Origin of the sequence: Streptomyces gamaensis, from assembly GCF_042656465.1 — a bacterium.
GTDB classification, from domain to species: domain Bacteria; phylum Actinomycetota; class Actinomycetes; order Streptomycetales; family Streptomycetaceae; genus Streptomyces; species Streptomyces gamaensis.
Window position 1 is genome coordinate 71,064 of record NZ_JBHSPB010000024.1, and the last position, 26,142, is coordinate 97,205.

A 26,142-nucleotide genomic window follows, 5' to 3' on the forward strand; every position below is an offset into this window, starting at 1 on the left:
CTCACGGGGGGGCGCATGGATCTGTTCGCCAAGTTCGTCGAGTCCACCAGCAACCCGATCGCAGTGCGGTCGCGCAGCTTCCATGGTGCGGCGTGTTTTCCCAGGCTGACGGGCGATATCGGCAGCCGGATGATCTACAAGGGCGTGCCGCAGGTGGTGTGGAGCCTGAACAACTACCTTGGGCTCGCCGCCGACCCCCAAGTGCGGGCAGCCGACCTTGAGTTCGTTGCCCGTCATGGCCTGTCCGCGCCGATGGGCTCGCGGATGATGTCCGGGGACACGGAGGACCTTGAGGCCCTGGAGACTGAGCTGGCGGACTTCTGCCGCAAACCGGCCGTGCTGTTCCTGAACTATGGCTACCAGGGCATGGTCTCCCTGATCGACACGCTGCTGGACCGGCGGGACTGGCTCGTGTACGACAGCGGCAGCCACGCGTGCATTCTGGACGGTGTGCGGCTGCACAACGGGCGGGTAAGGGCCTTCCCGCACAACGATGTTGGGCGCCTCTCCGATGTGCTCGCCCGGATTGAGCGCGAGCGTGCGGCGGACGAGGCGGTGCTCGTGGTGACCGAAGGTGTCTTCGGCATGTCCGGCGCCGTCGCGCCCTTGCGCGACATTGTCGCACTCAAACAGCGGTATGGCTTCCGGCTGCTGGTCGACGACGCGCACGGCTTCGGGGTCATGGGCCCTACCGGCGGTGGTACGGGCGAGGCACAGGACGCTCACGACGGCATCGACCTGTATTTCGCCACGTTTGCCAAAGCCGGCGCGAGCATCGGCGCGTTCGTCGCATCCAGCAGCGAGGTGGTGTGGAGACTCCGGTACACGATGCGGTCGCAGATCTTCGCCAAGAGCCTGCCGTGGCCGATCGTGGCGAGCAACCGGGTGCGTCTGGGCCTCATCCGGACCCGGCCGGAACTGCGTCGGCGCTGCTGGTCGATCGCACGAGCGCTGCAGTCGGGGCTGCGCGAGCGGGGCATGGAGGTGCGCGGGACAGCCAGTCCTATCACGCCGGTCCACCTGGCGATGACCGCTGCACAGGCGGGCGAGTACGTGGAAGCCGTGCGCCTGCGCCACGGCGTGTTCTGCTCTGCGGTCTGCTACCCGGTCGTGCCGCCGGACGCGGTGCAACTGCGCCTGGTGCCGACCGCCGCTCATGACCTGGCCGACGTAGCCGTCACGCTCGACGCAATCCCGGCCGCCTACGCGGCCATGACCGGACAGCCGGTGCCATCTACGACGGCCGCTCCGGAGGTGACATGACGGGCCCGGCAGCATCCGCGCGGCGCACCGTCCTGGTCACCGGGGCCTCATCCGGCATCGGCCGGGCCACCGCCGCATGGTTCCTGACGCGGGGTTACACCGTCATCGGGACCTAGCGGCACCCCCGGGTGATCCCGGCACAACAGCAGATCGACGGAGTCCGGCACTTCCCACGGGGCCTCACCGATCCGGACAGCGTCGCAAGCCTGGTTGCCGCCGGTCCGGTCGACATTCTGGTGAACAACGCCGGTACCGGTCACTGCGGACCACTGGAGGAGGTGACCGACGATGCGCTGGCCCGGCTGTTCCGAACGTGCTCGCGCCGGTGGCCCTGACCCGGCGTGTGACGGCGGGGATGCGGGAACGCGGCTGGGGCCGGGTGGTCTTCGTCGGTTCGCTCATGGCCGACTTCCCGGTGCCGTTCCAGGGCGGGTACGCGGCCTCGAAACTCGCCCTGCGCGGCATCGTCCTGGCCCTGCGCACCGAGGTCCGCCCGTTCGGCATCACGGTCTCGCTCGTGCAGCCCGCCTACCCATCGGTCGAGCATCGCCCAGACGCTCGACTGGACGCCGCCGCCGGACTCACCGTACGCCGACGACCTGAGCCGGGTCGCCGCCGCAGTACGCCGGGCGCAGGCAGCCGCAGGAGACCCGGCGGACGTGGCGCACAAGATCGGACTCCTGGTCCACTCTGACGATCCGCCGCCGGTGGTAGCCGTCGGCGCAGGCGGGCCGGCGCTGCGCCTGGCCCGGCGGCTCATGCCGGACCGAGTAGCCGAGCGACTGGTCGCCCACCGCTACGGCCTGCGCGCTCAGATCCGGCGGTGGTAGATCCTGTAGGTCTTGGTCCGCGTGCCCAGCCGGGCGGCCACGCGGATGATCGGCTGGTTGTTCTCCAGCGTCGGCCCCATCTCGAAGGTCCGGAAGCCCAGCCGGTAGGCGGTGCGCATCATCTTCGCGTACATCAAGGCGTCCAGGCCGAGCCGTCGGTGCTCGGGGCGGACGCCAGCGGCCAGCACCCGGAAGTGGGTGATACGCCGTGCGGCCTGTCGCATCCGGAGCAGGCCGACCGGCAGACCCCAACGAGTCAACCGGCCACCGGCGGCACGCAGTGCGACGCAGATATCCGGCACCACCAGCTCCATTCCGGCCGGTTCATCGCCGACCTCGGCCACCAGCAGCAGCTCCGGACGCACGACCGAACGCAGCTCACGGGTGAGATAAGCCACCTGACGATCCGTCATTGGCGTAAAACCCCAGTTGCCGGACCAGGCAGCGTTGTAGATGTCCCGGAACAACCGCAGCTCGGCGGCGAAGTCCCCCATTCGGACGGTACGGACCCGGACTCCGGACCTGCGCGCGGCCCATTCCGCAGCCCGGACCATACTCGCCGGTATCTCCGGCAAGACCGGCCCATGCCATGTATAGAAGTCCATGGCCTTGGTCAGCCCGGCAGCCTCGACCAAGGCCGGGTAGTAGCGCGGGTTGTACGGGGTAAGAAAGCACTGGGGCCGGTCAAAGCCGTCCACCAGGACACCACTTTCGTGGTTGACGGTGAAGTTCGTGGGGCCCAGCATCGCCCCCTTCCCGCGATCACGCAGCCAGCCGGCTGCCGCGTCCAGCAGCCGCTGCGCCACTTTCACGTCGTCGACCACGTCGAACAGGCCGAAGAAGCCGGCACCCGGGTCGTGCAGCTCGTTATGACGGTGATTCACCAGCGCGGCGATCCGCCCCACCGGCCTACCGCCGCGGTACGCCACGAACAGCTCGGCCTCACCGAACTCGAAGAACGGGTTCACCGCCGGATCCAGAAAGCGCCGCCGCTCCCGCAGCAGCGGCGGCGCCCACAGAGCGTCGCCGCCGTGCAATCGATACGGCAACCGGAGAAAGTCCGACCGCCCGGCCCGGTCCCGCACCAACGTCACGTGTACCGCGCCCACTGAGAATGCTCCGTCCTAAATCTGCAGGTGGAAAGGCATGGTGCGGCATGCTCCCCAACAGACGGGGAGCCTGATCTTCTGCGAGTGGGGGCAGCCGGAGTACGGGAAAGCCCACCGCCAAGCCCAGGGGCGGGCCCGCTTGCGTTCAAGCTCCGGCAGAGAGCCCCGCGCCGGGAAAGAACTCCCTACCGTCCCGCCGGCCAACAAGCCGATGTCATTCCGGTGCCCTTGGGCCCGAACGGGACAAGATCCCCTCGACACTCCGGCGACAGGCGCAGATCACCTCGCCACCTTGATGCCAGGCAGCGGAGCGCGATCGACTGAAGCACGGGCGGCCGCTGTCAGGGACGCTGCGAGGTTGAACAGCAATCGAACGTCCGAGGGCAAGGCGCATACGCGGAACCATCACGCTCGCATTCTCTGCCCGGACGGAAAGCCGTCACTCTTCAGACGCACAGCTCAACCCGATCGTGCGATCTTCCGACAGGATGCCCTAGCTGGAGCCCGCCCCCTGACATGGGCCCGGCATCATGTGAGACGGTGACCTTGCGGCTGGCTTGGCCGGTCATCCAGTCGGCGATGTAGTCGTGGTTGCGGAAACGGACGGCGTCGCTGGTGATGGTGCGGGTGCGGCCGTCGTCTTCGAGCGTGAACGACCAGCGGCCAGCACCGAAGCGCGCGTCGGAGTGCCGGGGTGACGGCGAGGCCGGTGATGGCCTTGGTCGCGCAGTCGATGAACCAGGTGACACAGGGAGGGACGAGGTCGCCGTCGGCGTCGACACGCAGCGGGGTGTCCGTGTGATGTGAGTGCACCACGGCGTACGGAGTTATGTGCACCACTGGCTCATGCTGCGCTGGTGTCTCGTTCGATGGCGGCGAGGCGGTTCTTGAGCCTGTAGCTGGGGCCGTTGATGCTGATGACGTCGCAGTGGTGCAGGAGTCGGTCGAGGATGGCGGTGGCGAGGACTTCGTCGCCGAAGACCTGGCCCCATTCGCTGAAGGTCTTGTTCGAGGTGAGGATGATCGAGCCCTTCTCGTAACGCTTGGAGATCACCTGGAAGACCAGGTTCGTCTCGGCGCGTTCGAGGGGCTGGTGTTGGGTCGGGGACGGGACGCCGTGCACCCTTTCAGGTGTCGGTTTTCCCATCCCCGCCCGCCGAACCGGACGTGCCCGTTGGCCGAGCATCCGGCTCTCCATGTGATCCGATAAATCAGGCGAGGTATTCACTGACCTGGCCGACGAAGGCCACATCGTCGTGGCTGGTCCGGCGAAAGCGCGCCTTCTCCGGATCGACCTCATCGATGTTGTATGGCGTGCTGATCTGCGCTCCACGGAAGCGGTAACGCTCGACCTTCATCTTCGCCGGGTTGTAGAGGGTGAGACCACCCTCCGTGATGCGGTCCGCTCCGTAGTAACGGCGCCGCAGTTGCTTCCAGGTCAAGTGGCGGTGCTTGTAGCGAATCCAAAGAATCAGTCTCCACCACGCATACCAGCCGAGGTAGGAGAACGTCTTCTTCGAGACGCCGTAGCGGAAATACGCAGCCCATCCCCGCAGGACGGGGTTGACCGTCCGCAGCACCTCCTCCAACGAGAGCGAAGTCGCACTTCGATTCGTCAGCTTCTTGATCTTGTGCATCACCGACGCCAAGGCTTGCTTGGACGGAATGGTGAGCACGACTTGGCGATTGCCCCAGGGCCTCCGCTGGATGTGGAAGCCCAGGAAGACAAACCCGTCGTCGATATGGGTGATGTGGGTCTTCTCCGCCGAGAGGGTCATCTTCAGCTTGCTGGCCAGCAGTTCGCCGATTTCCGCCTTCAGCGTTTCCGCTTCGGACTTGGTGCCGTGCACAAGCACGACGAAGTCGTCGGCATAACGCACCAGGCGAAAGTTCGGCCGCCCCATCCGACGTCGATACTGCCGACGCCACGGCGGGGTCATCTCCCAGTCCAGATCCGCGAGAAATGCCGGTCTAGTACCGAGAGATAGACGTTGGCCAACAACGGTGAGGCAACGCCTCCTTGCGGAGTCCCCGTCAGGGTCTCCGCGAACCCACCATGCAGCTCGACAACCCCGGCCCGCAGAAAGCTGCTGACCAGCCGCAGGACCTTGCGGTCCTTGACGCGTTCGGCCACCAGGTCCATCAGGACGTGATGGTCGACGTTGTCGAAGCAAGCTTTGATGTCGCCCTCGATGACCCACTCATAGGTCGACGGCTTGCAGGTGAAATGGTGGATCTCGGCGATGGCATCCTGAGCCCGACGCCCGGGTCGATACCCGTAACTGGACGGGTAGAAGTCGACCTCGAAAATCGGCTCCAGGACCAGCTTGAGCGCCATCTGTGCCACGCGATCTCGCAGAGTGGGAATTCCTAGATAACGGACCAGGCCGTTCTTCTTAGGCACCACCGCCTGCTTGACCGGCAGCGCGGTGAAGGACCCGTCCTTGAGCGAGGAACGAAGCTCCTCCAGGAACGGAATCACTCCATGACGCTCTTCGATGTGGTAGCGGGTAACCGCGTCCACATCTGCTGTCCTGGCACCCCGGTTGCCAGACACCCGCTCCCAGGCCACCACCAAAGTAGCCCGGTCGCAGACCAAGTTGAATACATCATCAAACCGGCGATCCGGTTCATTCCTAGCCCATCGGTGCAGCTTGCGCTGGTGATCGAGTGCCCGCCGCTCAGCCGTCATACTGCCCGGCCAAGTCGTTGTCGACGGCGCGTCGTTATTCAACAACGGTCCTCCCCGACAGCAGCCCTGCTGCTATCACGCTGTCGCCCTTCCCCATGCAGACGGCTTTCCCGTCCTCGGAGTACTACGGCGACTCCGCCACGATCTGGCGTCATCAGCGGGCATTGCGCCTGCCCGCCGTCCGGCCTGCTGCCGGACGGGAAGGGCGATGCCAGATCGCTTCCCACGTTCACTGCGGATCTCTGTGACGGCTTCGGTGCCCAGCTATACCCCGGCAGCATCGCCACGGACCGCAAATCGCAGTATTGGTCCGGGCCTCTCGACGCCCATAGGCTAAAGACGCCGAAAGAGGAGAGGCCATCGGATAGAGCACTCTCCAGCACTGCAAAGCGACCCATCCACCAGAGTTGGCAGGCCGCTGACGACTCACGGGACGTCAACCACTGGTTCAGTTTCCTTACACCCATTCCGTCTTCGCTTGCGGGCACAAACCGTCTGGTGGTGCCGGTCCGCCCCTACGTTGTCGAGGCTGCTCCCGGCCTCACCCCCAACCCGGGGATCAGCCTGCCTCCAGCTTCAACCAGTCCCTGCGAGGACCAGCGGCGGGCCTCTCATCCCGCGAGATCCATCAGCGCCTCGTGGCGCACAGCCCACCTCGTCGACCACGAGTACGCTCGGCCGCAGGTAGGTGCCGAGCTTGCCGGCGAGTCGGCCTGCCGTCTCGGCGGCCTTGAGGTTGCGGACCATGTCGTCGAGGCTGGTGAAGTAGATCGAGTAGCCGGCCCGGCAGGCCGCGACCGCCAGGGAGACGGCGATGTGTGTCTTGCCGACCCCCGGCGGGCCCAGCAGGGCGGCGTTCGCCTTGGCCTCCACGAAGGACAGCGTCGCGAGGTCCTTGACCTTGCGCGGGTCGAGGTCGGGCTGGAAGGAGAAGTCGTATTCGTCCAGCGTCTTGTGGTGCGGCAGCTTCGACAGCCGCAGGCCCTGGCGGAAGCGGCGGTCGTCCCTGACGGCCAGCTCCTCGGACAGGATGAGGTCGAGGAAGTCAAGGTAGCCCATCTTCGCCTCGTCGGCCCGCTGGGCGTACTGGTTCAGCGCCTCGGCCAGGTGGGGCAGGCCGAGCTTGCCGGCGGTGGTGCGGTTGCGGGTGCTGACCAGCTCGCTCAAGAGGGTTCCTTCGTTGTGGAGTTGGCGGTGAAGGGACGGGTGCCGGTCAGCTCGTCATAGACCGACAGCGGACGGCGGCCGACCTCGATCTGGGCGATGGCGGCCCGGCTGAACAGGGACTGCAGCGGCCCAGTCGCGGCTGGGGGCCGTTCGCGGCGGGACTGCGGCGGCGGGACGTCTGCCGTGGTGACCCTGCGGCCGGCTCCCGTGGGCAGGCCGTCCCAGTGCTTCTCGTCGACGATGCGGGCACCGCGGCCGACCGCACGTGCATGGGCGGCCAGCAGGGTCTCGCCACTGACCTGAGGGGCGGTCAGGTGAAGCATGACCTGGGATCTGGTGGACCGGATCTCGACCAGCTGGCGGGGGCGGACTCGGCGGGCGGGCACCGAGTAGAGGTTGCCGTCGAAGGTGACGAGGCAGTCCTTGCCGACATGCCGCAGGTGCTGCTCGGTCACCAGGTAGGGGGTGGCCGGCAGCGGTTTGAGGGCCGCGTGGTCGTGGGCCGCCCGCTCGCCGATGACGTCCCGGTGGGTCTTGTGGATCTGAGCACGCCGCTGGGGAACCCAGGCCATGAACGCCGCGTCCATCTCCTCGACGCAGGAGAAGGACCGGCCGGCGAGAACGTGGTCGCGGACGATCAGGACCTGCCGCTCGACCCGGCCCTTGCCGGTGGGCCGGTAGGCGGCCAGGACATCGATGTCGAAGTCGTAGTGCCCGGCGAAGACGACAGCTTCCGGGTGCAGGGGCACTGCTTCGCCGGGGGCGACATGGCGGCGGACGACGGTCTTGGTGCGGTCGTAGACGAGCGTCATCGGCACCCCGCCGAAGTGCGCGAACGCCCGCCGGTGGCAGTCGAAGAACGTCTGGATGCCCTGGCTGGTGGTGAAGCAGCAGAACGGATCGCGCGAGTACGACAGCGTCATGTGGAAGGAGTAGACCTTCCTGATGCCCATGTGGGCCAGGACCTTGCCCTCGTCGCCCCAGTCGACCTGGGCCTGGGCACCCGGGATCACCTCGAAGCGGCGGTGCATGCCCGCCAGTTCCTTCGGCGTGATGCCCATCTCACCCGCGATCCGCGGGCAGGCCTCCTGCACGTAGAGCTTGACCCGCTGGTAGTTGCCGGTGAACCCGTACTCGCCGGCCAGCCGCTCATGGATCACCGACGCCTTCAGCAGTATCTCCGCCCGCAGCATCGAGTCGACCAGCGGCGTGAACTCGTCGATCACCCGCCTGTGGGACTGCCCGCCCGGCAGCCGCCGCGGTGGTGCGGAAGGACTCTTCTCCGAGAGGTACTTGCGGACCGTCTTGCGGTCCAGCCCCGTCTCCCTCGCGATCTCCGACAGGCTCATCGCCCCGGACTCCAGCAGCGCACGGAACCGCCGGAGTTCCAGCCAGCGACGCGGATCCAGGACCACCGCCAACCCCCTCCACCAGCCTCACACCGACCAGCAGAAGAGTGCCGGGCAACAGCCGTCGCCGCATCAACAACTGTCCCTGTTCATCCGTACGCGGTTGGGGACGTTCAGGGCCCTGGCAAGATTCTCGTAGGCGGAGATCACTACGGAGGAGCGGGACGAGTGCTTCCTGACAGCGGGCATCCTCCTGTTGTGTGTTGCTGAACTTCCGTCCTTGTTACCGCATTTGACAGGCATCACGGTCGTCTCCATCGACGTGAGAGGCCCTGTCGTGATCATCCAAGCCCGCACGCGCGACGAACCTGCCCGGTGTACGGGCTGCGGCGTCACCAGCTGCTGGGCGCACAGCCGCTACGTACGCCGCCTTGCTGACAGGGCGATCGGTGGCCGGCAGGTACGCATCGAGCTGAGCGTCCGTCGCCTGTACTGCGAGAATCCGGCCTGCCCGAAGGTCACGTTCGCCGAGCAGACCGACGGGCTCACGGTGCGCTACCAGCGCCGCACCCCGCTGCTGCAGGACCTGGTCGAGACGGCCGGTGTCCTGCTCGCGGGGCGGGGCGGTGCCCGGCTGTTGGGGTTGCTGAGCGCGCCGTTGTCGCGGACCAGCGTGCTGTTCCATCTGATGAGAGTGCCCTTGCCGGCCACAGTGACGCCGCGGGTGCTGGGCGTGGACGACTTCGCGCTATACACGGAGGTGTACGGCACCCTGCTTGTCGACGGTGACACCCGGCTGCCGATCACCCTGTGGGAGGGGCGCGACGCTGCCGCGCTGGCCGCATGGCTCCGTGAGCACCCTGGGGTTGAGGTCGTGTGCCGGGACGGCTCGCTGGCCTACCGGCAGGGGATCACCGACGGCGCCCCACAAGCATCACAGTCAGTCGCTGGTCGGCTGTTGCCCTTTGGCGAGGAGGTCGTAGAGAGCCATCGGAGTGACGTATCCGGGCCAGCGTCCGTCGCTGAAGAGGCGGACCCCGGCGTCTTGGTAGCACTGGTCGACCAGCTGGGAGCAGATCTGGTGACGGGTGGAGGCGATGTAGCTACGCAGGCCGGGTACGGGCAGGTGGAAGCGGTGCGCTGCGATGGCGGCGTAGTCGAGAAAACTGTAGGGCATGCCGATGTAGTGGCGGGCTGCTGTGCAGATGGCCTGGCGCTGTTGCTGTGTCAGGTCCGGCGGGCAGACGTAGAGCACACGGGTGTGGGCGTAGTCCGACAAGGGGCAGATGCGTGTTCCGCTGGGGTCGGCCTCAATGAGCTGTTCGTCGGGCAGGGCAAGGAAGGCGTGCTCGTAGTCGGCGAACCCGTCACCGTTGAGCCATTGGCCGATACGGATCAGAGTGCCTATGGAGCCGTCCATCCGTGCAAGGCCGATATCTCCGGGTGTGGGGCTGGTGTGAATCACAGTGCACGTCCTCAGCGCAGGCGTAGTAACACGCGTATAAGTGACGGGATGTATTGGTGCTCTGTGTATCGGCCGGGTGCCGGTTAGGATTTAGCAGTTCGGAGCCCGTGTTGCCCTCTGGAGATGAACGGTCAATCCGGGGGTGTCTGATTCTTTGCCGTTTGACCTCGCCTGTTTGGTCGGCGGTGTTTGCATCGTTTGTTTTCCTGGCGGGGCGGCTTTTGGTGTGTGGTGGGGAATGTGGGCTTGGGCAGGATGGTGGCTTTGGCTGCTGCTTGGGCGAACTGTTCTTCAGTGTTGGTGGGCAGCCGGGGTGGTGTGCGGGCCGGGTGGGTGAAGTCGAAGGCGGAGGTGAGGTCGCCGAATGTCTGCCTGCGCCAGGCGCTGATGTTGGGTTCCTTGACTTCGGTGCCGCGTGCTGCGGTCCAGCGTTCGAGGAAGCGCAGGCAGGAGGTGTGGTCGAAGGCTTCGCGGGCAACCCGTCCGCCGACGGTCCAGGGGGAGATGATCAGGCAGGGTACGCGGAAGCCTCCGCCGATCGGCAAGCCCTCGACGAACTCGTCCTGAGTGTCTGCCGGGGGGACGGGTGGGGGAACGTGGTCGAAGAGGCCGCCGTTCTCGTCGTAGCTGATGATGAGAACAGTTTTGGCCCACACTTTCGGGTTTGAGGCGATCGCTTCGATCGTCCGCGCGATGAAATCTGCCCCGGCTGCCGGCAGGGCGTCGGGTTCCTCCGAGGCGGCAGTGGAGGGAATGATCCAGGAGACAGCGGGCAACTGGTCGTTACAGGCGTCCTCTTCGAAGGCTCCGTCCGGCAGCCTGCGCATGCCACGCTCGTACAAGGGGCTTCCGGGCTGTGATTCCCGGAACGTCTTGAATCCGTTCAGGACGCTGAAGGACCCGTTGTCCTGCCCCTGGTAGACCTGCCAGCTGATGCCCGCCGCCTGCAGACGCTCGGCGTAGGTGGTCCACTGGTAGAACGTCGGCGGGTAGTTATTTGTGATCACCGGGCCGCCCCGGGTGCCGCCGGGATCAATGGTGCCGGACATCCAGTACAGCCGGTTAGGCCAGGTCGGCCCCATGACCGAGCAATGATAGTTATCACAAACAGTGAATGCCTCGGCGAGCGCGAAATGGAAGGGAATATCCTTCCGGGTGTAGAAGCCCATCGCATAAGGCGCGTTGGCCTTTTCAACCTTGCGGTGGACGGGCATCCACTGGTCCATCTTCCCACCGTTCCACGCCTCGTGCTGCACCTCCCAGGCATGACTGGGTGACGAGACGGCCTGGGCATTCGTCCGGTGCGTATCCAGGCGGAACGGCAGCAGATACCCCAGCGGATTCACTGCATCCGGTTGATAGAAAACGCTGCGGCCGTCCGGCAGCTTCAGAGCATGCGGGTCATCAAATCCGCGCACACCCCTGAGGGCGCCGAAATAGTGGTCGAACGACCGGTTCTCCTGCATCAGAAAAACCACATTTTCAACATCCCTGAGCGAACCACCCCGGGCACGCCCGGCCGCGATGGAATTCCGCACAGACGGCGGCAACAACGACATCCACTTCCCGCGCGCAGCCGCACCGTCCGGACGCTTGAACCGGCTCACTCTTCCCGCACTTCCTTCCCTGGCTACTGAGGATCTTTGCGTGAAGTCGCGCCACACCCGCCCGTTGCCGCAGCTCAGGACACGCGTCATCAGCGACATCGCGCATTGAAATTCAGTAAGTGGTGGGTTGCCTGCGTTGGTCTGGTCGTGCAGGTGGTCTCCGCTCAGCGTCGTGAGTTCGTCGAGGTGTTCACCGGGCTTCGCCCGCGGCAGTTCCAGCGGCTGGTCAGGGCCGTCCACGGGGCCGGTGGGCAGGCCCTGGATCCCGGTCGGCCAGGCCGCCCGTGGTCGCTGTCGCTGGAGGACCGGGTGCCGCTGGTGGCGATGTACTGCCGCACGAACCTGTCCATGCCCCAGCTCGCCCCGCTGTCCGGGATCTCCACTGCGGCAGTCGGCCGGATCATCAAGCGGCACGGGCCGCCGCTGACCCTCGCGCCCGCCAAACGTCGGCCAGGCAGTGATGACGTGCTCGTCGTGGACGGAACGCTGGTGCCCACCCGCGACCGGTCGGTCGCCGCCTCCTCGAAGAACCACCGCTACTCGGCGAACATGCAGGTCCTGATCAAGGCGGAGACCAAGCCCGTGCTCGCGGCCGGCCGGCCGATGCCCGGCAATCACAACGGCTGCACCGCCTTCGCCGACTCCGGCACCGACACCGCCTGCGGGGACGCAGCCGTCATCGCCGACGGCGGCTACCAGGGCACCGGACTGCTCATCCCGCACCGCCGCAAGGCGGGACAGGAACGGCTGCCGCGGTGAAAGGAAGAGCACAACGCATCCCATCGCCGGGTGCGAGCCCGCGTGGAGCACGTCTTCGCCCGCATGAAGAACTGGAAGCTGTCCGGGCCGCTTTGCGGCGTCCTTGACCGGGGAAAATTTTGACGGCGGCCCCGGCCTGGGCGACGTCGAAGGATCTTGGTGCGGCTGAGTCCGTGTGGAAGCTTGACGCGAGGGCTGGGGCAGGCGCCCTGGACTGTTGCCTCTGAGCACGCGAGTCAGATTCTGAAGTTGGCTGTGCCCTCACCAGGCCGGGGTCGTTTGGCGGTGACGGTCTCCGAGGTGGTGGTTCGCAGTGGATGTGCTGGTCGAGAGAGTCGCTGGACTCGACGTCTCCAAGGGCGATGTGAAGGCATGCGTCCGGGGGCCGGTTTCCCCGGGATCACGACGCTACCGGGACGAGGTCCGCACCTTCTCCACGATGACAAGGTCACTGCTGCTGTTGTCGGACTGGCTGGCCGAGCAGGACGTCCAGCTGGTGGTCATGGAAGCGACGGCGGACTACTGGAAGCCGGTGTTCTACCTGCTCGAGGAACGGTTCGAGGTCTGGCTGGTCAACGCCCGCGATATCAAGCGGGTGCCGGGCCGCAAGACCGACGTCTCCGACGCCCGGTGGATCGCCCAGGTGGCCCAGCACGGCCTGGTCTCCCCGTCCTTTGTGCCACCGCCCCGCATCCGCCGGCTCCGTGACCTCACCCGGCAGCGCACCAGCCTGGTCCGCGAGCGTTCCCGCGCGCTGAACCGGCTGGAGAAGGTGCTCGAGGACGCGGGCATCAAGACCTCGCTCGTACTGGCCAAGACACTGAGCATGTCTTCCCGCGCCATGATCGAGGCGCTCATCGCCGGTGAGCGTGACCCGGCGGTGCTGGCCGATCTGGCTGTCGGCAAAGCCCGCTCGAAGATGACGGATCTCCGCGAGGCGTTGACAGGCCGCTTCGAGGACCATCACGCCTTCCTGACGTCCCAGGCCCTGGCCCACATCGAGTCCATCGACGCACAGATCGCCGCGTTCGACCAGCGCATCGATACGGAGACCGCACCTCTGCGCCGGCAGCACGATCTCCTGCTCACCATTCCCGGCATCTCGACCCGCCTGGCCCAGGTCGTAATCGCCGAGACGGGCGCCGACATGACCCGCTTCTCCACCGCAGCCGCCCTGGCGAGCTGGAGCGGCGTGGCCCCGGGGAACAACCAGTCAGCGGGCCGGAGTTACTCCGGCGCCACGACACACGGCAACGTCTGGCTCAAGGGCGCCCTCGGCGACGCGGCCGCCGCCGCTGCACGCACCAAGGGAACCTATCTCAACGCCCACTACCGGCGACTGATCAGACGCATGGGCAAGAAACGGGCACTCGTCGCGGTCATGCACAAGATCGTCATCGCCACCTGGCACATGCTCACCCACGACACCGGCTACCAGGACCTCGGACCCAATCACTGGCAACAGAACCCCCACCAGGCCCCGACGACAGCAACGGCTCATCGCTGAGCTGAGCGCCCTCGGAGTCGACACCTCCGGCCTCGCACCCGCCTGAGTTCCCGCCCCCAGCCTTCCTGCCGGGGCAATCAACCCTGCCCTCGCACGGCCATTTTCGAGTCAGATCCTGATAGGACCTCGGCAGCACGGATGCTCCCAGACCTTGCCGCCATGGCACTACTGTCTGCACGCCGATCACCACATCCCTCCCCGCCGCAGAAGTCCCGGCCGCCTTCTGCCCGACGGGGCCATCACCATTCGCATCCTGCGGTGCGGCTGCCACCGTGGTCTCGGCGAGGACTTCGTCCACGGTCTCCCGCGTGATCCGCAGCCGCGTCAACGCTCCTCCTCCACCGCGTGCCTCGGGGCCAACTCCTCGATCTGACTGCGCAGTTCCTCCACGCGAGCCCGGGCCGCCGTCTCCCGGCGCTCCAGCTCTTCGACCAACGAGCCCATCGCCGCCCCCAAAGTCCTGCCGCACCAGTGGGAGACAACAGCCCCACATCACATCCCAGCTCAGACAGTTCCCCGAGAAGGAGCTACACCCAAACCAGAGTGCGGCTTCTGCTGTTCTGCTGCCGACGGCGTCGAGGGCGTGCTGTTGATGCCCCGTCTGCTAATTCTGTTAGACACTGTTACCGAATTTTAGAATCTCACACGACACCAGGCGGCACTCAAGAGAAGCCGAAGTCGATCTTTTCAGCGGGCCAGAATCAGGGCAAGTTCTTTGAGTCGCCGACTAACTCCTCCAGCTTCCTCGAATAGAAACTACATCCGGCGAATCCTCGTATAATCCCCACTTCTTTGCTGCAATAAAGAAGGATGGATGTCGGGAAAATATTAACATTGTACACTTGGCAGACTTTGGGGCACCGTAAGGCGTCAACAGTGATTACCGACAACCGCCCTAAATAACGCAACGCTATCTGGGGCAGAACCAGACCCAAGTCTCTACATGGCCCGCATCCCGGCAGCCCGAAGACAAGCAACACTAAGTTAGAATCAGCAACGACATCATCGATGTTCTCGTCGGTGACCTCGTGAATAGCCGAATCCATATCCCCCACACTAACCCCCTCTTCGAACCCCGGAATATCTCCTAAACCGCACTGGGCGCCTTGCAGTATTGTTCAAGCCAGGCCTAACGATACACAGAGCCTCAGTGACACGATAAAGGGTCACGGGGCACGCGAACGCCCGAGCCACCTGACTGGTCACGGCCGATCGGCTGCACCATGCAAGATCACGCTACGGAGCACCACCGATATGAAGTTTTCAAACACCTCGGGCAATGTCCATATTCCAGGTCACCTCATAATTCCATTCGGAATATCCAGGCAGGAGGCTATTTATGCCAGTCTTCACGGTCTTCTTGTAGAACTGCTTGATCACTGGATCGAGCGGGATCTGGTCGCTAAATGACCATTTCTTATTCCCTGGCTTCAGATTTCCTACGGTCTCCGAGCTCCTGAAGACCCCAAGGAGATCATCATTGTCAATAAATCCCCAAAAGTCTGTGACAAAATTAGCGAGAATCTTCATGAGGCCTGGCGCCACCGGTGCCGCCACAGGAACATTAATACTAAGCACGTCGGCCCCGAGTTTTGCTACGGCATCTGCATACCTGTCGGTCCAATCCTTCTTGCTGTCCTCGTCCCATGCGGTCATCCCTATTTCCAGAATATCAGAGTCGTCGACGATTGAGTCGAAGAACACCACCTGCTCACTCTTGGGAAAGAATTTCACATCCCCTGCACTGATAGCAATTGGCGCCGTTAGCAACACACCAGTTTCTCCGCCGGCGAGCGCGCCACCAGTCAAATAGAATTCATCCGTACCCTGAATATCCTCCGGATTGTTGCATGCTACACTCAATACTTTGCAGACCACGCGCGAACGTGACATTGCACACCCCTTACTGAGACTGAACTTGTGTTGTCGTGGTGAGCCATCCGGGGTTCAGGGCGAGCCCTGTCCCGGCGAGGCAGCCCTCAAGGAGGGCGGGCCGGTACTGGATCTCTCGGAGGCCGTGCCGCATGGTGCGGACGAGGTGATCGGTGCTGGTGAAGGCGACGTTGGCGGTGAAACCGCGCTGGAGCAGGGACCAGATGCCTTCGACTGGGTTGAGCTCGGGCCCGTACGACAACACGAGTTCAGTCTCAGTAATTTATTCGCCAACCGCAAATTCAACGTTCCCCGAGAAAGACACAATGTCATATACCTCGTCTCGATTGAGCCCGGCCGTGCTCCCACAATGAACCTCCCGCAGAGGCTGATTATCACCGTAGGTTTCGCACCAATACCCACCCGTCTTATTTCCCGAGTAGTCGAATCGATAGGTTCCTGGAGTGGTTACATTGTCAGCTGTTGCGATATCAAACGTGAAACCGCTGGTAAACGTATTACTTCCAACCACCCTTCCCCCTACCCTGATCCAGCTCCCACCTTCATGCCGGTAAAGCTGACTTTCGTAGAACAGGGTATTAACCCCCTCCTCTAGGCTCCAAAACGGATTCCCGACAGGGGAGTAGTAGGCCGTACCCTGGAGAGACAGAGCAACTACACCACCGGAGATATTCACACAGCCCTTCATCTCAAGCTTTTCGCGACTCTCATCGTTTTGATTAACGTACACGACCTCGCCTGTACACACCTGAACCATCCAGTCCACCCTTAAGAGTAGATCTTCACCTGTCAGCCTGAGCCCTATTTACTGGCGGATCAATTTGCTGGCCAACTCACCCGATTGTCATCTCGGTGACCTCGACGCCGAGATTCCATCACGAATCACGAACAACCGAGCAAATCTGTCAATACATGCTGGCGCAATTACTGAGCAGTCTTTCTGTCACGCGATTTTGTCGATTACCAAACCAACCAGTCTCTTCCAGCCCTGACTTTTTAACGACAGAGGGGCGGTGCATGATTTAACGAGGTAAAAGTGTAGCCGTAGTTGTGATAGTTTCACTCGTTATGCAGCGTTCGAGGGAACCGGCACTTGTTTACCCAACGCACCGGGCGAGCTGGTCGTGAATGTGCCATGGCAGATCCACACCTGCCGGCGGAAGCTCAACGCCCTCACGGCAGGCCAACAGCCGCATCCGCGCAGAAAAACAACACGCTGATTTCAGGGGCTGGCTGAGCCCTCGTGATAGCGGGCGCCGACCTGCCACATGTCCCATACGGCAAAGCGTGTGATTCGTCGGTCCTACTCGTGACGTAACCGTGTGATCTCGGCTCCGATATCTCGCAGACCACAACGATGGGCTCTAGAACCGGAATCAGCGTATTTTTCTGCAGGCCATTATCCTAAAAATCCCAGGAATAACTGTGATGTCGCATGAGAGATCCCTCGCCCGGTGACACATCAGTGACCTCTACCTGCGTCGAATCAGCGGGAACCTTCTGGACGGCCTGGAGGTACGCATCCTCAACGTGGACTTCAGTGACCGGACGACCAGGGTTCACAGCGCCAGTCTATGCAGTACGTTCCTTGTGTAGCTGTGCCGCGCTCGTTCCAACCCCTTCAGGCCGCTGCTGCCAGAACGGTATATAGGGCCCCGCCAATCCGCCGCCCCCATGAAATCCGTATTGGCGGGACCCTTTCACTCCTGCAAACCCTTAACGTTAGTCAAGAATAATCAGCTGATGCAGAAGAGGTCATTGAACTCGTGGTAAATCGAGTCCTTCGTGAAGAGAACGTTGTACCAGCCGTTCACCTTGATAGTCACACAGTTGCGGGGTCCATAAACGCCGACGGTAATGTCGGCGCCGGCAACGAGCGCGGACGGATGAATTGTGACTTCCTTGGAATCACGCGAGAAGTCGGCAAGCCGGATGGCTCCGAGGTCGTACCCGAATACCTTGGGAGTAACAACCACCGTGAGGCGCCAATCTGCGCCCGTGGTGAAAGTTGCATCGACTTCGATCTTGAGGACGCCGGGGACGGGCTCAAACGAGTACTTGGGGTCAGTACCCGTCGAGAGGTCAAGGAGCGTCATCTTTGACGCTGCATCCGACGAAATGTCCCCGACGGCTGCAATGTACTGATCTTCCAGGTCGGCCAGGTTGACATTACTACCCGGCACACGCGTATTGATCAGATTGACCAGATCCTGCAGTTCATTAGTCAGCTCAGCAGTTTCCTCATCCAGCATTTTTCATCACCTTTCACAGAGTTGGCACGTATCCGATAGAAAAACCCGAACTATGCCACGAATACATGATGGGAATAACCACGGGCCAGATGCACCAAGCGAGGTTGGTCGTCGGCGAACAGCTAGCGGGAAGACTCCGCTCCCGAGGGGAAGCCGACACCGGCGAGAGCCTCGCGTTTTCACGCCGCACCATCCTTGTAGTTGGAGTCTTGCCCGGACCCCTCGCATCTGTTGCTGTGACACCAAGCTTCGCCAGAAGAGCATCCTAATTTCACCTATTTATTACTTTTGCTCATATTTTTCTCGCAGAGGGCAGCACCACACTCGTTGAGAGCGATCACCGGCAACGTGTCGCTGAGCGGCAGCTGGTCATTGCGGCCCCTGGCCACGCCTCCTCCAGCCCCAGCAGCTCGCGCACATACCCCAGCCACCATCCCGGCAGGGTGATCAGCCAACGGGCTCCAAGCACCAGATCGCGCTCGCGGTTGCCCTGTTGCCGGGTCTGATACAAAAATGACGTGAGATTCGGGCTCACGCGGCGATGGGTTCGAAGCGGACAGTCAGGCCGAGGCTGTTGGCTTCCTTGGTCATGCGGCGCATGGCGCGTTCGGGGTCGCGGCGGGTGAAGTGGTCGGAGCCGAGCTCGCGGTAGGGCTCGTGATCGTGCAGGACGTGCCAGATGGCGATGGCAAGTTTGTGCATCACAGCGACGAGGGTCCGTTTTACTCCCGTGTCGGACGGCCAGTCTGCGGAAGAAGACGCCGAGGCAGGAGATGCTCCTATGTCGCGTCAAGCGACGCCTGTGAGAGTTCTCTTGTTGCCCCTGCGGGTGAGCCGGTGACGGTCCCGGCGTCCGGAGGAGGCGGGAATGGGAGCGACGCCGCATAGATGGGCGAAGGCCGCCTCAGAACGCGGACGCTCGGGATTGTCGCCGACGGCGGCCAGGAGCCGGGCAGCCGTTTCGGGGCCGACTCCATGGATGGACAGCAGGCCCGGTGCCGCCAGGGCGGCAAGCGTGCCCAACTCAGCGTCGTACTCGCTGATTTCACGGTCCAGTTCCTGGTAGCGGCGAGCGAGTCGACGCAGAGTGAACTTGGCGGCCGTGACGGGTTTGGTCAGGTCCGAGCCGGGACGCAGTCGCGCGCAAGTGACGATGAGGCCGTCGGCCGCCAGGTTGCGGAGTTGGGCGCGCAGGGTGTCGGGGGCGGTGGCCATGACGCTGCGGATCTGGTTGATCGCCTGGGTACGGGCCTTGACCGCGGAGGCTCGGGCATTGTGCAGGATGCGGAGGGACTCGGCGGCTCCGTCGTGGGTCTTGGGAATGATGGTCGCGCGGCCCGAGGCGGCCGCCTGAGCAGCGGCATAGGCGTCGATCGGGTCGGTTGACGTCGAAGACAGTCAGGCCGGCGGCGGTAAGCACCCGCGTGAGTTGTGTTCCATAGGAACCGGTGCCCTCCACGCCGACGGCCTCCACACGACCCTGCGAGCGCAGCCACTCCAGCAGAGCTCGGTAGCCGTCGCTTGTGGCGGGGAAGGCCCGATCGGCCAGATGCCGGCCAAGAGGATCGATGACTGCGGCATGGTGGGTGTCGGAGTGGGCGTCCACGCCGCCGAAAACGTCCGGGTATTGATTGTCCGTGATGGTGCTGCTGTCCTTTCGCAAGGTTTCCGGGGACAGCACACGCCGGGCGGATGTGCGGACAAAGCAGTGACGGGGGCTCCTCGCCCAAGCTCCTATCAGGTCACGAACGTCCGGCCGGCCGTGTGCACGGTTGGCCTCCACGCCGAACCGACAGATCTCCTGAACGACAACCCCGTTGGGTGTCCGCTTCGTTGCGGGTCAGGCCCGGCTGGAGGACCACCGTGCCATCATCACTGCCTCGTTGGTTCCGCATCCTGCCGCACTCGACCTGCCTCACGGCCTGGTCGAGTGGGTAGCCATGCTCATCGTCACCCGCGAGGGTGACCGTCGCTGCAAGCTCCCGCCGCACCAGCGTGCCCTAGTCGGCCTGATCTACCTGCGCAGGCACGACACTCTCGCGCAGATCGCTGCCGGCTTCGACATCTCCACCGGCACGGCACACGTCTACACAGCAGCCGTGATCGGCCTGCTGGCCGGCCGCGCGCCAGGGCTACTGCGGGCCCTGCGCGAAGCCGCCCCCGACTACGTGCTGCTTGACGGCACCCTGGCGGAGTGCGACCGGGTCGGCGACAGCCTGGCCGACTACTCCCACAAGCACCGTCGGCACGGTGTGAACGTGCGGGTCGTGACCGACCCGGCCGGCCGGGTGCTGTGGATCTCGCCCGCGCTGCCCGGGCGTGCCCACGACCTGACCGCCGCCCGCACCCACCGGATCATCCGGACCTGCGAGCATCAGGGCGTCGCCGTACTCGCCGACCGCGCCTACCTGGGCGCGAGTTCGTGGGTGACGACACCGGTCAGGCGCCCGCCGGGCGGTGACTTGTCGCCGACCCAGCGCACGGTCAACCGCGCGCTCTCCGCAGCACGGGCTCCGGTCGAGCGGGGTGTGGCCCGCCTGAAGTCCTGGCGCATCTCCCGCAAAGCCCGGTGCAGCCCGAATCGAATGTCGTCCATCGCCGCCGCCATCCTCACCCTGGAGCGGCAACGCTGAAAAGGCTCAGTGCTTCGAGGTGCTCCAGCAGTGCGTGCGTGGCTCCGACTCCGTCGGCCCGCACCAGGATTTTTGCGGCCGAGGAGCCGGGGATCTGCGCGAGGGCGCCGGTCAGCACGGCGATGTGGTCGGCTACGGTGTTCGCGTCGGCGTTCCCGGGCCGCAGGAGCATGGCCAGGCACTCCGTGGTGTTCGCGTGCCACGCGGCCAGCGGATGGAACCCGAACGTCTTCTTGAACGTAACCGCCGCATCCGGGCCACAGCCGCCTCGTCCAGTACCGCCAGAGTGCGGCATATGGTCGAGTCCGAAGCTGCCGGTCCGAACAACCCCTGGTGATGAGCCTGGAGTTGCTCGGCGTCCGACAGGTTCTTCGCTCCCAGCACGATCGCGACCGCCAGCTACGCCAGCGCGACTGCACGGTCCCGTCGGCCTGTCACGGTGCTGGACGGCAGCACGCTCCCCGGGGCCTCGGTCAGCCCCGTGCGGTCGGCGCACCGGCGCAGCAGCACCGCCCCAGCGTGCCCCAACAGTCCGTTCCCATCTGCCGCCACGGACAATCGACGGTGCCCCCTGTACGCTCACAAAGAAGGTGCCTTGCTCTCTGCAACGGATACGACTTCGACACCCGCATCCTCGCAGGTCAGGGCACCTTCCTCCTATCAGAACGTCAGCTCACCCAATTCCGCTGATTATCCAGGGATTAAATTTCCTCCGAGGCTGACGACCTCCTGCTGTTTACAATGAGCCGTATACGGTACCGCGCCTTATATAGGAGCATTTCTACCGCTTTAGGAGTTGCGTTCAGGTGGATTGCGATCTCCTGGTACGTGTACCCCATTGCGTGTGCAGCCAATGCGAAACGGGAGCGTGTGTTTACTACGGAAAGCAATTCCGACGCAATCAGGCGGGTGGCGACAGTCTTCGCGGGGTCGGATTCTCTGCGGGATTGATGTTCCAATATTTCATTGGTCGGCGCCACGGACGAGCCGAGAAGGCGGTTTTCTTTCAGCCAACGCCGATACTCGTTTGGAAACTGCAGCAGACACTGACCAATAAAAAATGTGCTGGCGCTGGATCCTCGTAACGGATTCCATTCTTTTGGGCCACCTCTTAGGTTCCGGAAATTATTCAGTGCTGCAGCTACGGTCAGGCCAGCAAGTTCGGTCGCAGCATCCGGCTCGGTACGGATCGGAATGGGGGACAGGTTGATGGATCTTTCGAGGCGCAGCTTTCGGAAGATAGTCCCGTTCGTCACCCAGACGGCCAGGACTGAATAAGCATACTCTGCAAGGCGGTTTTCGATTGTTCCCCACTCCTCGTCCGAAGATTGCTTCAGGTAGGCGCTTTCGGCGAGTGAGTCGACATGATTTTTTACGTCATCCATGGCAGCCAACCTGCACAGATAGATATGAATACCTCGCATCCGTCGTATGTGACTCTGGGGGGACGGGACCGTTGGCGGGGCGCGCGCTGTCCGCAGTAATTCGTGGGCCCTCGGTGGCCAGAGGAGACCGTGAGGTGCGCATCCCAGGGGTGGAGGCAGTATCTACGGTTCGATCCTGGACGAAACCTGGATCTGGGCATCGATGAGCAGACCGATCATCATATAAAGCCTATGATGATACGGCAGTTCGCCTTGGGTAGGTGGGTGCCTTGACGGCTGGAGTTTCCTTAAGCTGCACATTGTGCGCTAAGTGATCAGGGGGAGCTAAGGGGTGGGCGGGAATTATCGTGCGGCCGGTGCACAAGAATTTACCTCTATCGGGGAACAATAATATGCGACGTTGGTAATCTCCTTAGCAGCCTATGGTCGAGCCCCCAGGCAGGGCACCCAACTGGTCTCAGCCGGCATCGGAAAATAAATGCGGAACGAGAGCAGATTTTGGCTCTGAGTGCGAAGGCCGGAGGGGGCGGCTCCAGAGGTCAGGGCGCGCTGTCTTTCCTGCGCAGGCCGGAGCTAAGCTGGCGTGCGCTCCGCGCGCTGTACTGCTATGCGCCCCCTGTGTGGTCACCGTCCGCGCCCCGACCGGCATCCTCTTGCTTCACAGCTGCCCTGTTAAGGTGGGCGCCGACTCGGCAATGGCACACATGCGCTACCGACTGTGTGTTCGCAGACTGTGGCAGGGGGAGGGAGCGAAGAGAGCGCGCTACTACAAGAGGAAGTGCGCGAGCGCACTCTGGCATCGTCCAGCGCGCTATTGGCGGATAGGCCAGAAGGCGTCGAGCAAAGCCCATGCCAGCCGCCACCGAGAGCACCCCGGGTCTGGAGGCGCCGTTGAACACACGTCAAAATGTTCCCACGATGGCGTAGCAACGCTGACAGACGGTCTGAGCCACAGGGGCCGTATAAGGAGACGCTGCCGGTCCTGACGATGGCCGCGATCAATCAGCGGCTGCGTGACGAGCACGGCCCGGAGTGCTCGGCCTCGTCACTTCGGCGATATGTGCGGGCGAAACTGCCCGAGGAGGCCCGCCGGGAGCAGGTCGTGGTGCTGCGCGAGCCGGCCAGCCCAGGCGAGGGGGCCCAGATCGACTACGGCTCCATGGGCATTTGGACCGACCCGAAGTCCGGGAAGCGGCGCGTCTGGGCCTTCGTGATGGTGCTGGCTACCTCGCGGCACATGTTCGTGCGGCCGGTGCTGACGATGGACCAGCACGCATGGTGCACCGCGCACGTCGAGGTGTTCGAGTTCTTCGGCGATGTCCCGGCCCGGCTGGTGCCGGACAACCTTCGTACCGGCGTCGAACGGCCCGACCTCTACGACCCGAAGATCAACCGCGCCTATGCCGAGCTCGGCGAGCACTACGGCACCCTCGTGGACCCGGCCCGCTCCCGCAAGCCCCGGGACAAGCGCAGGGTGGAGCGGCCCGTGCCCTATCTCCGCGACTCCTGGTGGCGGGGGCGGGATTTCACCTCACCCGAGGAGATGTGCAAGGCCGCTCTTGCCTGGAGGTATTCGGCGTCGGTGAGCGGTCGGTTGGTACCTGGTGGCGAGTGCACAAAGCTGCAGGCCGGGAGGCGCTCGCGGTGCCGGTCAAGTCCCATTCGGAGCCCGGTGAGCTGGTCAGTGCCAACGACCGGGCGGTGGTGTTCCACACGATGGCCGACTACACACCCGAGGAGTTGCTGATCGGCGGCCTGCTATGGACATACAAGCTTGTGGCCGGGCTGATCAGGATGGTCGTCGGTGCGATGATGATGGAGCAGAGGATAGACAAGTGGCTGCGCCGTTACAGTTTCGCACCCATCGCGGTGCCCCGTAGCAACAGGAGAAGGTAACCGCCCCGCCGCTTCCTCCGCCGACGTCAGCGTCAACAGGACGTTGTCCACGGCTACTTCCACGCACGTCACGTCCGCTACACAGTCCAGTAGGCGATCAGATCGTTTCGGCTCAATATCTTGATTTTCCGCTCAGAATCCCTTCCCAACTGGGCGGGAATACGGAGGAAGCCTTTGCGCGCGCTCAGGCTTCCTCCGCCAATATCTACAATCACATATTGAGCCGGAACGGTTGGGTTTGGGTGGACGTGAGGTCCTGGCCGTGCGCCGGTCCCGGCGTCCGGGGCTGGACGAGCTGGTCAGCGGTGACGAAGCCGTGCTGGCGTAGCCACTTGCCCACATGCTCGGCCATCACAGCAGCGGCCCGGGTCCACAACGGCCCGCCGATCAGAGCCGGGTGTACTGTTCCGGGCGATGGGGGACTACAGCCCGCATGATCTGGTCAGCCCGGCGCACGTACCAGCAGCAGGAACAGGAAGTGCGGGCCTGGCTGGAGGAGGAGTAGCCAGCCCTGCGCGAACGCGCCCGCGCTGAGGGAGCCGAGGTGGCCTGGACTGACCAGCGCGGACTGCGCTCCGACGCGGCCCCGCCCGGACAGTCCTGGCCGCCGGAGGGCCGCACCCCGGTGGTGCGGGTCAACGGCTGGCGGCTGCGCGTAAACGCCATGCCTGCGGTCGCCTCGCGCGGCGCTGTGTGGTTCACCGTCTTCAACGGCCGTTTCACCGCGAAAGTCTTCACCGCCTTCCTGGACCAATTCGCCCGGCCGGGCGCAAGGTCCACGCTATCGCCGACCGGCATCCTGTCCACCGCAGCAAGGCCGTCCGTACCTGGCTCGCGGAGAACACCGCGACCGCGTCGAGCTGCACCTGATGCCCGGCTACAGGCCCGAACTCAGCCCCGACGAGCTCCTCAAAGCCGACATCAAACCCCACGTCCACGCCTCACGCGCACGCTCCGAAGACGACCTCGCCCAATGAGACCCGCCGCTTCCTCCACCGGCGTCGGCCCCAGCCCCACATCATCCACGGCTACTGCCACTATTCAATAGGAAACCGATCAGTTCCGGCTCAATTGTCATAAGAGAGAAGAGTTCAGTGATCACCGAGGAAATTGCTCACGCAGAGCAGATTGCAGCGCGATCCACTGATCCAAATCTATTCTGGACAGGCTTCTACGGGGGTCTTTCGAATCATTCCCTCAGCGATGACGATACATACTGGAGAGGCTTGCTCACACAAAGAGAAGCCGCCTTGACAGCTGGCTTCCTGGAGGGCGTTGCCGCATTCAGGCGGTCGCGAACGAGCCCCTAAAGAACCTGTGGCGCGGTGGAATAGCGAAACACCCTCTTCGTGGTGCTCAAGAATTGCGAGGCCGCCGTTTATATGGAATCGTATTTTTATGAGGCACTGAAAAGGGCTGCAGAACTTCGCAAGCTGGCTTTGAGTGTTAGTGATTTACTCTACCTTTCCAGGGCATGCAACTCTGTGTTTACTGAACAGAGTCGTGCGTTGCAGGCGGCGAGCCTGCTTACGGAACGCCAGTTGGAAATCGTTCGTGCTATTGCGTATGGCGAGTCCGTGAAGGCTACTGCGCGACGGCTACAATTGAGTTCTAACACCATTAGAACCCATCGTCGTAATGCTTACAAGCGGCTTGGAGTGCATAGTGCTGGGCAGGCGGTTTCTGTGGTCATGGCCGCTGTCCGAACTTGATCCTTAAGCTTTGCTGTTTTATTGATAACTTGTCGACTTCTTCGGCTCTGGCTTTACGGGGTCAGTCTTGGAACTGTGTGGAAACGGTCTCCGCCCAGTCTGCCCAGCCGTCGGACGCTCACCGGACAGGGCCCGTTCATCCGGAAGTCCTACAGTGCCGGCCGACGGACTCCCAGGCCGGGGCCGCTGACGGGAACCGAACCGTACCGACAGAGACGTCGGCGACGAATCCGTCACCACCGGAAGTGAGCCAGAGCCGAGAGCTTTGCCGCGCCGAGCTCGGCCTTACGCCTCTGGTAGGCGTCAACCGGCTGATTCCCACTCCGCGGTGCGCCACACCTCACCGGCAGGGGAGACGAGGGCGTCGAGTGGTCCCCGGGCTCCAGCCGATGGACCAGGCACCCTTACCCCTTTCGTGCGGGGTTCGTCCGGCTCAACCCCGTGCTGTGCCGCGCGTCCCCTGCGCGGCCTTGAAGGAGACCGACTCATGCCCGCTTTCCCTGGCACAGCCATGACCTACGGACAAGGGTCCGTCCCGGTGCCGTACTCCAGCATCACCGAGGACGGCTCCGGGATCCTGCAGTCCGTCAGGACCGCCCTGGAGGCTCACCCGTCGCCGACGG

Annotated in this window: 20 protein-coding genes and 8 pseudogenes; 9 read left to right on the top strand and 19 right to left on the bottom strand. The window is 63.8% G+C overall.

Annotated elements, in window-relative coordinates; translation table 11 throughout:
- The first annotated feature begins 15 nt into the window (after positions 1–15).
- A complete protein-coding gene (locus ACFP1Z_RS28810; RefSeq protein WP_390320607.1) occupies positions 16–1,263 on the top strand; it encodes an aminotransferase class I/II-fold pyridoxal phosphate-dependent enzyme in 1,248 nt (415 codons plus the stop codon).
- 76 nt (positions 1,264–1,339) lie between these two features.
- A pseudogene (locus tag ACFP1Z_RS28815) lies at positions 1,340–1,798 on the top strand (SDR family NAD(P)-dependent oxidoreductase); the annotation flags it as partial.
- Positions 1,799–1,844: 46 nt separating this feature from the next.
- Here the strand turns inward: ACFP1Z_RS28815 and ACFP1Z_RS28820 are convergent.
- The 7 genes and pseudogenes from ACFP1Z_RS28820 to istA (ACFP1Z_RS28850) all read right to left on the bottom strand — a co-directional run bounded on the left by ACFP1Z_RS28820 (position 1,845) and on the right by istA (ACFP1Z_RS28850) (position 8,476).
- On the bottom strand, positions 1,845–2,057 hold the full coding sequence (locus tag ACFP1Z_RS28820; RefSeq protein WP_390320637.1) for a hypothetical protein: 213 nt from the start codon (positions 2,055–2,057) through the stop codon (positions 1,845–1,847).
- Between the two features lie 17 nt (positions 2,058–2,074).
- The gene (locus tag ACFP1Z_RS28825) at positions 2,075–3,202 is read right to left on the bottom strand and encodes a GNAT family N-acetyltransferase (RefSeq protein WP_390320608.1); all 1,128 of its coding nucleotides are present in this window, start codon (positions 3,200–3,202) and stop codon (positions 2,075–2,077) included.
- A gap of 844 nt (positions 3,203–4,046) precedes the next feature.
- Positions 4,047–4,298, bottom strand: a pseudogene (locus ACFP1Z_RS28830) (ATP-binding protein); the annotation flags it as partial.
- Between the two features lie 115 nt (positions 4,299–4,413).
- Positions 4,414–5,106, bottom strand: a complete 693-nt coding sequence (locus ACFP1Z_RS28835) for a group II intron maturase-specific domain-containing protein (RefSeq protein WP_390320609.1) — start codon at positions 5,104–5,106, stop codon at positions 4,414–4,416.
- Positions 5,107–5,138: 32 nt separating this feature from the next.
- The gene (locus ACFP1Z_RS28840) at positions 5,139–5,936 is read right to left on the bottom strand and encodes a reverse transcriptase domain-containing protein (protein ID WP_390320610.1); all 798 of its coding nucleotides are present in this window, start codon (positions 5,934–5,936) and stop codon (positions 5,139–5,141) included.
- A 597-nt stretch (positions 5,937–6,533) separates the two neighbouring features.
- Positions 6,534–7,061 (bottom strand): annotated as a pseudogene (locus ACFP1Z_RS28845) (ATP-binding protein); the annotation flags it as partial.
- Positions 7,058–8,476 (bottom strand): IS21 family transposase, encoded by a 1,419-nt coding sequence (gene istA, locus ACFP1Z_RS28850; protein WP_390320611.1) that lies wholly within the window; start codon positions 8,474–8,476, stop codon positions 7,058–7,060. The gene istA (ACFP1Z_RS28850) and the pseudogene ACFP1Z_RS28845, both read right to left, overlap by 4 nt.
- A 271-nt stretch (positions 8,477–8,747) precedes the next feature.
- Between istA (ACFP1Z_RS28850) and ACFP1Z_RS33765 the strand changes: the two are divergent.
- A pseudogene (locus ACFP1Z_RS33765) lies at positions 8,748–9,290 on the top strand (transposase family protein); the annotation flags it as partial.
- A 60-nt stretch (positions 9,291–9,350) separates the two neighbouring features.
- Here the strand turns inward: ACFP1Z_RS33765 and ACFP1Z_RS28860 are convergent.
- Both ACFP1Z_RS28860 and ACFP1Z_RS28865 read right to left on the bottom strand, forming a co-directional pair.
- Positions 9,351–9,875, bottom strand: coding sequence for a hypothetical protein (locus ACFP1Z_RS28860; RefSeq protein ID WP_390320612.1), 525 nt, complete (start codon positions 9,873–9,875; stop codon positions 9,351–9,353).
- Between the two features lie 131 nt (positions 9,876–10,006).
- Positions 10,007–11,434, bottom strand: coding sequence for an alkaline phosphatase family protein (locus ACFP1Z_RS28865; RefSeq protein ID WP_390320631.1), 1,428 nt, complete (start codon positions 11,432–11,434; stop codon positions 10,007–10,009).
- Between the two features lie 201 nt (positions 11,435–11,635).
- On the opposite strand from ACFP1Z_RS28865, the gene ACFP1Z_RS28870 reads away from it, so the two are divergent.
- Positions 11,636–12,241, top strand: coding sequence for a transposase (locus ACFP1Z_RS28870; RefSeq protein WP_390320613.1), 606 nt, complete (start codon positions 11,636–11,638; stop codon positions 12,239–12,241).
- Between the two features lie 313 nt (positions 12,242–12,554).
- Positions 12,555–13,748 (top strand): IS110 family RNA-guided transposase, encoded by a 1,194-nt coding sequence (locus ACFP1Z_RS28875; RefSeq protein WP_390320614.1) that lies wholly within the window; start codon positions 12,555–12,557, stop codon positions 13,746–13,748.
- A gap of 701 nt (positions 13,749–14,449) precedes the next feature.
- Here the strand turns inward: ACFP1Z_RS28875 and ACFP1Z_RS28880 are convergent.
- The 8 genes and pseudogenes from ACFP1Z_RS28880 to ACFP1Z_RS28915 all read right to left on the bottom strand — a co-directional run.
- Positions 14,450–14,794 carry a thioredoxin family protein gene (locus tag ACFP1Z_RS28880; protein WP_390320632.1) on the bottom strand — a complete coding sequence of 115 codons (345 nt, stop codon included), beginning with the start codon at positions 14,792–14,794 and terminating at the stop codon, positions 14,450–14,452.
- Positions 14,795–15,011: 217 nt separating this feature from the next.
- Positions 15,012–15,641 (bottom strand): hypothetical protein, encoded by a 630-nt coding sequence (locus ACFP1Z_RS28885; protein ID WP_390320615.1) that lies wholly within the window; start codon positions 15,639–15,641, stop codon positions 15,012–15,014.
- A 10-nt stretch (positions 15,642–15,651) separates the two neighbouring features.
- A pseudogene (locus ACFP1Z_RS28890) lies at positions 15,652–15,876 on the bottom strand (IS630 family transposase); the annotation flags it as partial.
- Between the two features lie 27 nt (positions 15,877–15,903).
- Positions 15,904–16,407 carry a hypothetical protein gene (locus ACFP1Z_RS28895; RefSeq protein WP_390320616.1) on the bottom strand — a complete coding sequence of 168 codons (504 nt, stop codon included), beginning with the start codon at positions 16,405–16,407 and terminating at the stop codon, positions 15,904–15,906.
- Positions 16,408–17,377: 970 nt separating this feature from the next.
- Positions 17,378–17,893 carry a hypothetical protein gene (locus tag ACFP1Z_RS28900; RefSeq protein WP_390320618.1) on the bottom strand — a complete coding sequence of 172 codons (516 nt, stop codon included), beginning with the start codon at positions 17,891–17,893 and terminating at the stop codon, positions 17,378–17,380.
- 531 nt (positions 17,894–18,424) lie between these two features.
- Positions 18,425–18,595 carry an ACT domain-containing protein gene (locus tag ACFP1Z_RS28905; protein ID WP_390320620.1) on the bottom strand — a complete coding sequence of 57 codons (171 nt, stop codon included), beginning with the start codon at positions 18,593–18,595 and terminating at the stop codon, positions 18,425–18,427.
- Between the two features lie 87 nt (positions 18,596–18,682).
- Positions 18,683–19,108, bottom strand: coding sequence for a transposase (locus ACFP1Z_RS28910; RefSeq protein ID WP_390320634.1), 426 nt, complete (start codon positions 19,106–19,108; stop codon positions 18,683–18,685).
- A gap of 54 nt (positions 19,109–19,162) precedes the next feature.
- Positions 19,163–19,676 (bottom strand): annotated as a pseudogene (locus ACFP1Z_RS28915) (IS110 family transposase); the annotation flags it as partial.
- Between the two features lie 100 nt (positions 19,677–19,776).
- On the opposite strand from ACFP1Z_RS28915, the gene ACFP1Z_RS28920 reads away from it, so the two are divergent.
- The gene (locus ACFP1Z_RS28920) at positions 19,777–20,526 is read left to right on the top strand and encodes a transposase family protein (RefSeq protein WP_390320621.1); all 750 of its coding nucleotides are present in this window, start codon (positions 19,777–19,779) and stop codon (positions 20,524–20,526) included.
- 25 nt (positions 20,527–20,551) lie between these two features.
- Here ACFP1Z_RS28920 and ACFP1Z_RS28925 read toward each other — a convergent pair.
- Positions 20,552–20,779, bottom strand: a pseudogene (locus tag ACFP1Z_RS28925) (transposase); the annotation flags it as partial.
- Positions 20,780–21,227: 448 nt separating this feature from the next.
- The gene (locus tag ACFP1Z_RS28930; protein ID WP_390320623.1) at positions 21,228–21,911 is read right to left on the bottom strand and encodes a sigma-70 RNA polymerase sigma factor region 4 domain-containing protein; all 684 of its coding nucleotides are present in this window, start codon (positions 21,909–21,911) and stop codon (positions 21,228–21,230) included.
- A 988-nt stretch (positions 21,912–22,899) separates the two neighbouring features.
- Between ACFP1Z_RS28930 and istA (ACFP1Z_RS28935) the strand changes: the two genes are divergently transcribed.
- The 3 genes and pseudogenes from istA (ACFP1Z_RS28935) (at position 22,900) to ACFP1Z_RS28945 (ending at position 25,519) form a co-directional block, all read left to right on the top strand.
- Positions 22,900–23,658 carry an IS21 family transposase gene (gene istA / locus ACFP1Z_RS28935; RefSeq protein ID WP_390320625.1) on the top strand — a complete coding sequence of 253 codons (759 nt, stop codon included), beginning with the start codon at positions 22,900–22,902 and terminating at the stop codon, positions 23,656–23,658.
- Between the two features lie 693 nt (positions 23,659–24,351).
- A pseudogene (locus tag ACFP1Z_RS28940) lies at positions 24,352–24,561 on the top strand (transposase); the annotation flags it as partial.
- 595 nt (positions 24,562–25,156) lie between these two features.
- Positions 25,157–25,519, top strand: coding sequence for a response regulator transcription factor (locus tag ACFP1Z_RS28945; RefSeq protein ID WP_390320626.1), 363 nt, complete (start codon positions 25,157–25,159; stop codon positions 25,517–25,519).
- The last annotated feature ends 623 nt before the right edge of the window (positions 25,520–26,142 follow it).